This window comes from Aminobacter sp. P4_H6_2 (assembly GCF_056400805.1).
The window spans coordinates 1-5,084 of sequence record NZ_JBFUKO010000391.1 but is presented as its reverse complement, the minus strand read 5'-3'; the positions used below and the strand labels follow the sequence as shown (position 1 = coordinate 5,084).

5 protein-coding genes and 1 pseudogene are annotated in these 5,084 nt (G+C 62.2%); 2 read left to right on the top strand and 4 right to left on the bottom strand.

The window, feature by feature from the left end:
- Positions 1–334, top strand: a pseudogene (locus AC1DUU_RS22560) (glutamate--tRNA ligase); the annotation flags it as partial.
- Positions 335–519: 185 nt separating this feature from the next.
- Entirely contained in the window at positions 520–1,809 is a 1,290-nt protein-coding gene (gene gltA / locus AC1DUU_RS22555) for a citrate synthase (RefSeq protein WP_476785618.1), read from the top strand.
- 55 nt (positions 1,810–1,864) lie between these two features.
- Here the strand turns inward: gltA and lpxB are convergent, their stop codons facing one another.
- The 4 genes from lpxB to fabZ form a co-directional block, all read right to left on the bottom strand.
- Positions 1,865–3,028, bottom strand: coding sequence for a lipid-A-disaccharide synthase (gene lpxB / locus AC1DUU_RS22550; protein ID WP_476785617.1), 1,164 nt, complete (start codon positions 3,026–3,028; stop codon positions 1,865–1,867).
- Entirely contained in the window at positions 3,025–3,918 is an 894-nt protein-coding gene (locus tag AC1DUU_RS22545) for an LpxI family protein (RefSeq protein ID WP_476785616.1), read from the bottom strand. The genes lpxB and AC1DUU_RS22545 overlap by 4 nt, the downstream gene beginning before the upstream one ends.
- Positions 3,905–4,738, bottom strand: coding sequence for an acyl-ACP--UDP-N-acetylglucosamine O-acyltransferase (gene lpxA, locus AC1DUU_RS22540; protein WP_476785615.1), 834 nt, complete (start codon positions 4,736–4,738; stop codon positions 3,905–3,907). Before lpxA ends, AC1DUU_RS22545 begins: the two co-directional genes overlap by 14 nt.
- Before the next feature lie 12 nt (positions 4,739–4,750).
- Positions 4,751–5,084: 3-hydroxyacyl-ACP dehydratase FabZ (gene fabZ, locus AC1DUU_RS22535; RefSeq protein ID WP_476785614.1), on the bottom strand; the 334-nt coding region annotated here is incomplete at its 5' end.

The window sequence follows — 5,084 nt, the reverse complement described above, 5'->3', positions numbered from 1 at the left end:
GATCGAGTTGGCGGACGGCGCGGGCTTCCTGTTTGCCGAGCGTCCGCTGGCCGTCGACGAGAAGGCAGCGGGCCTTTTGGCTGGTCCGGCCAAGGACATTCTGAAGGGCGCCCATGCAGCCCTTTCGACGGTGGCTGACGCGGACTGGAACGCCGCCTCCGCCGAGGCTGCGATCCGCGAGTTCGCCGGTCGCGAAAATGTGAAATTGGGCGGGGTCGCCCAGCCTTTGCGTGCCGCTTTGACAGGCAAAAGCACCTCCCCCGGGGTGTTCGATGTGTTGGCGGTTCTGGGGCGCGACGAAAGTCTGGGCCGCATTTCCGATCAAATCGATTAGGTCAGTAGTGCTTTCCTAGTTTTGCATTGAAATGAGGCTGTTGCGGTGCAACATTGCGGCAACAGGTCAATTTGAAAGCAGCGGGGAAGCTGGGAAGCGTGTTCGAGCGTTCCGAGCCTTATTGGTTGCCTTGTTTATGACGATTGCGCCGCGTGAGGCGGCAACTCAGCACTAAGGAGTATGCGATGACTGATTCGACCGCCAAACTAGAGTTCCGCGGCCAAGCCCATGAGTTCAAGGTTCGCAGCGGCACGGTCGGACCAGATGTGATCGACATCGCATCGCTCTATGCCACGACGGGCGCCTTCACCTACGATCCCGGCTTCACGTCGACGGCGAGCTGCGAATCGGAAATCACCTTCATCGACGGCGATGCTGGCATCCTGCTCCATCGCGGCTACCCCATCGACCAGCTCGCTGAGCACGGCGACTTCCTGGAAGTCTGCTATTTGCTGCTCTACGGCGAACTGCCGACCAAGGCCCAGAAGGACGACTTCGACTATCGCGTCACGCGCCACACCATGGTGCATGAACAGATGTCGCGCTTCTTCACCGGCTTCCGCCGCGACGCCCACCCAATGGCCGTGATGTGCGGCGTGGTCGGCGCCCTTTCGGCCTTCTATCACGACTCGACCGACATCTCCGACCCGCACCAGCGCATGGTCGCCTCGATCCGCCTGATCGCCAAGATGCCGACGATCGCGGCGATGGCCTACAAGTACCACATCGGCCAGCCCTTCGTTTATCCGAAGAACGAGCTGAACTTCGCCGCCAACTTCCTGCACATGTGCTTTGCGGTGCCGTGCGAGGAGTACAAGGTCAATCCGGTGCTCGCCCGCGCCATGGAGCGCATCTTCATCCTGCACGCCGACCACGAGCAGAACGCCTCGACCTCGACCGTGCGTCTCGCCGGCTCTTCGGGCGCCAACCCGTTCGCATGCATCGCGGCCGGCATTGCCTGTCTGTGGGGCCCGGCACATGGCGGCGCCAATGAAGCAGCACTCAACATGCTGTCCGAAATCGGCCATGTCGACCGCATTCCGGAATTCGTCGCCCGCGCCAAGGACAAGAACGACCCGTTCCGCCTGATGGGCTTCGGCCACCGCGTCTACAAGAATTACGATCCGCGCGCCAAGATCATGCAGAAGACCACGCATGAGGTTCTGGGCGAGCTCGGCATCAAGGACGATCCGATGCTGGACGTCGCGATGGAGCTCGAGCGCATCGCTCTGACGGACGAATACTTCATCGAAAAGAAGCTCTATCCGAACATCGACTTCTATTCGGGCATCACGCTGAAGGCGCTGGGCTTCCCCACCACCATGTTCACCGTGCTGTTCGCGCTCGCCCGTACCGTGGGCTGGATCGCGCAGTGGAAAGAAATGATCGAGGATCCGCGCCAGAAGATCGGCCGTCCGCGCCAGCTCTACACCGGCGCTCCCGAACGCGACTACGTGCCGATCGCCAAGCGCTAAGCGCTGCGAACTGACTTGAGATACGCCCGCCAAGTTCCTGCTTGGCGGGCGTTTTTCATTTTACGATGTGTTTGAGGACCGCTTCGGCGGCAATCTCGCCCGAAGGCCGCTCTGTCGCCAGGCGGCGGGCGATTTCGGCAAAGCCTTCCTTTTGCCAGCGCCGAAGGCCGCTGTCTTCGAACAGGCCCTCGACATAACGCGCCATCCATTGCGGCCGCACATACTGGTTGTAGTTTTCCTGGATGACGGGACGGTCAGCGATCAGATTGGGCAGTGCGGCACTCCACACTGTGATCAGGCTTTGAACCACGCGCATGAACGTGTCGAGCTTGTAGGACGACAGCATCGGCACACGGGCAAGCGCGAGTTCCAGCGACACGGTTCCCGATGCGATCAAGGCCGCGTCGGCTTCGCCGAACGCCCGCCACTTGTGCTGCGGATCAAGGAGGATCTCGGGTTTTTGCGGCCAGCCGGCGACAGCTTCTTCGACCAGGCCGGCGACATGCGGGACGGTCGGCAAAAGCAGGCGCATCTGGTGGCCGCGGGCGCGCAGGATCGACACGGTCTCCCCGAACGGCCCGATCAGGCTGCGTACTTCGCCGCGTCGCGAACCGGGCAAAAGCAGCAGCGTCTTTTCACGATCGGGCGCAAGCGCGCCCTTGCCGTCCTGCATCGCCGCGGCAATGGCGATGCCGGGGTCTGTTGCCAGGCGATGACCGACGAAGGTGCCATGCGGACCGCCGAGGCGCGCAAGCTCAGCCGGCTCGAATGGCAAGATGCACAAGATCTCGTCGACATGCGGCTTCATCGCCTTGGCCCGCCCAGGCCGCCAGGCCCAGACGCTCGGGCAGATGTAGTGGACGATCGGAATTTTTGGGTCGAGAGCGCGAACCTTCTTGGCCACCCGCAATGAAAAATCAGGGCTGTCGATGGTGATCAGGCAATCCGGCTTCTCCTTGGCGACGAAGCGCGCTGTCTCACCAATCCGCCTGATCAGGCGCGGCAGATCGCGAATGACCGCAGTCAGGCCCATCAGCGCGATCTCGCCGGCGTCGAACAAAGGCGAAAGGCCAAGTTCCTGCAGATGGCGGCCGCCGGTGCCGACCAGCTTGACTTCGCGCCCGCTCATGCGCTGCAGCGCCTGCACCAGATCTGCGCCCAACAGATCGCCGGACTCTTCGCCGGCGACAATGGCAATCTTGAGTGGCGGCAAGCTCATGTGTTGCTTCCCTTGCCAGCCAGGCCGACGACAAACAGGCCGAGTGTGTCCGCACGGTCGATCAGCTCACCAAAATCAAGCACAAGCGAGCGCCCGGCTTCGACGCCGATGCCAGCTAGTCCTGCGGCATGCGCAGCGTCGACCGTCGAGGGACCGATTGTCGGCAGATCGGCGCGCAGTTCCTGTTTCGGCTTGGCGCATTTGACCAGAACGCCGCGTTTGCGCCCTGCGATCCGCCCATTGTTGCGCAGTTCGCGCACGCGTTCGAGCAACAGGTCGGTGCCTTCGATGCCTTCAAGGGCAATCGCGCGACCGCCGATCGCAACAGCAGCCTGCCCGACATCGAGTGCACCGATGACACGCGCAGCTTCGAGCCCGGCATTCAGGTCGGCCCAATCGCCCTTCTGGGGCGCATGAGCGCCCATTGGTCCTTCGACCGCCAAAAGCTCCGGCACGATCTGATGGGCGCCGACGACCTTGATGCCATAGTCCTCGAACGTGTTGACCAGAATGCGCAGCAATCCGTCGTCTCCGCGTGCCAAAGCCGTCAGCGCACGTGGCAGCAGGCGAAACAGCATCAGGCTTGGACGGATAGAACGCAACCTTGGGCGCCGGCTGACCCCGCCGGCGAGCACGACATGCGTAATGCCCTTTTGCTTCAGAAGCGGCAGCAGCGAGGGGAACTGCTCGATCGCAAGTGTCTCGCCCGCATAGCCAGCCAATCTGGTTCCCGGATCGGTCTCGCCTTGGAGACGAACGACAAAGGGCGAGTGGCCGCCCTGAGCAAGGCTGTCGGCGACATTGACCGGAAGCCGGCCGCTGCCCGCGACGACAGCAACCTTGTCGGTCGCGGAAAGGTTTATCTTCTTTCCGCCCTCAGCTTTCGTCATCGGCGGCGTCGTCGGAGACGGCGTTGCGGAGCGGCGGAACCGTGAAGTGGCGTTTGCCGCGTGCCTGGATGAAATCGAGAACGTCGCGAACGATGGCCGATCCGGCGAACTCGCGTTCGACGGCCGGGATGTTCTCGGCCACGGAGCGGGCGGGATCGAAAATCATCTTGTAGGCCTTGCGCAGCGCAAAGATCTCCGCGCGCGGCACTCCGGAACGCTTCATGCCGATGACGTTGAGGCCACGCAGTTTGGCGCGGTTGCCCATCACCATGCCGTAAGGGATGATGTCGCCATCGACGATCGCTGCGCCGCCGACAAATGCATGATGACCGATACGTGTCATCTGGTGGACGGCAGAGAGCCCGCCGAGCGTCACATTGTTGCCGATCTCGACATGGCCACCCAGGGTCGCCAGATTGGCCATGGTGACGTTGCTGCCGAGCACGCAGTCATGAGCGATGTGCGCGTAGGCCAAGAACAGCCCGTTATCACCCACAGTGGTCTCGCCACGACTGGTGTCGGTGCCGACATGCATGGTTACGCCTTCGCGGATCGTGCAGTTCTTGCCAACCACCAGCGTCGTGCGGCCGCCCTTGTGCTTGTTGTTTTGCGGTGCTGCGCCAAGGGTCGCCATCGGGAACACCTTGCAGCCTTCGCCCAAGGTCGTGGCGGCCATGACCGAGACGTGGCTGATCAGCTCAACGCGATCGCCAATGACGGCTTCGGCGCTGACATGGCAAAATGGTCCGATGTGGACGCCCGCGCCCAGCTTTGCACCGGTTTCAACGACGGCGGCGGGATGAATGAAAGTTTCGCTCATAGACGTTCTTGCTTATTCCTTGGGTACCATCATCGCCGCGACCTCGGCTTCGGCTACGACGACGCCATCGACACGCGCATGACAGGCAAATTTCAGGATGTTGCCGCGCTTCTTGATCTTTTTGACGTGAATTCGCAACTGGTCGCCAGGAACGACCGGTTTACGGAATTTGGCGCCGTCAACGGTCATCAGGTAGACCAGCGAGGGGGTTTCGTCGATCACCAGGCGCAGGCAGATGGCGCCGGCGGTCTGGGCCATCGCCTCGATGATCAGCACACCTGGCATGACCGGATGGCTCGGGAAATGCCCCTGGAAATGCGGCTCGTTGACGGTGACGTTCTTGATG

Coding starts and splice junctions, on each gene's coding strand:
- lpxA (WP_476785615.1), bottom strand. CDS start 4,738: ATGAGCGAAACTTTCATTCATCCCGCCGCCGTCGTTGAAACCGGTGCA.
- AC1DUU_RS22545 (WP_476785616.1), bottom strand. CDS start 3,918: ATGACGAAAGCTGAGGGCGGAAAGAAGATAAACCTTTCCGCGACCGAC.
- gltA (WP_476785618.1), top strand. CDS start 520: ATGACTGATTCGACCGCCAAACTAGAGTTCCGCGGCCAAGCCCATGAG.
- lpxB (WP_476785617.1), bottom strand. CDS start 3,028: ATGAGCTTGCCGCCACTCAAGATTGCCATTGTCGCCGGCGAAGAGTCC.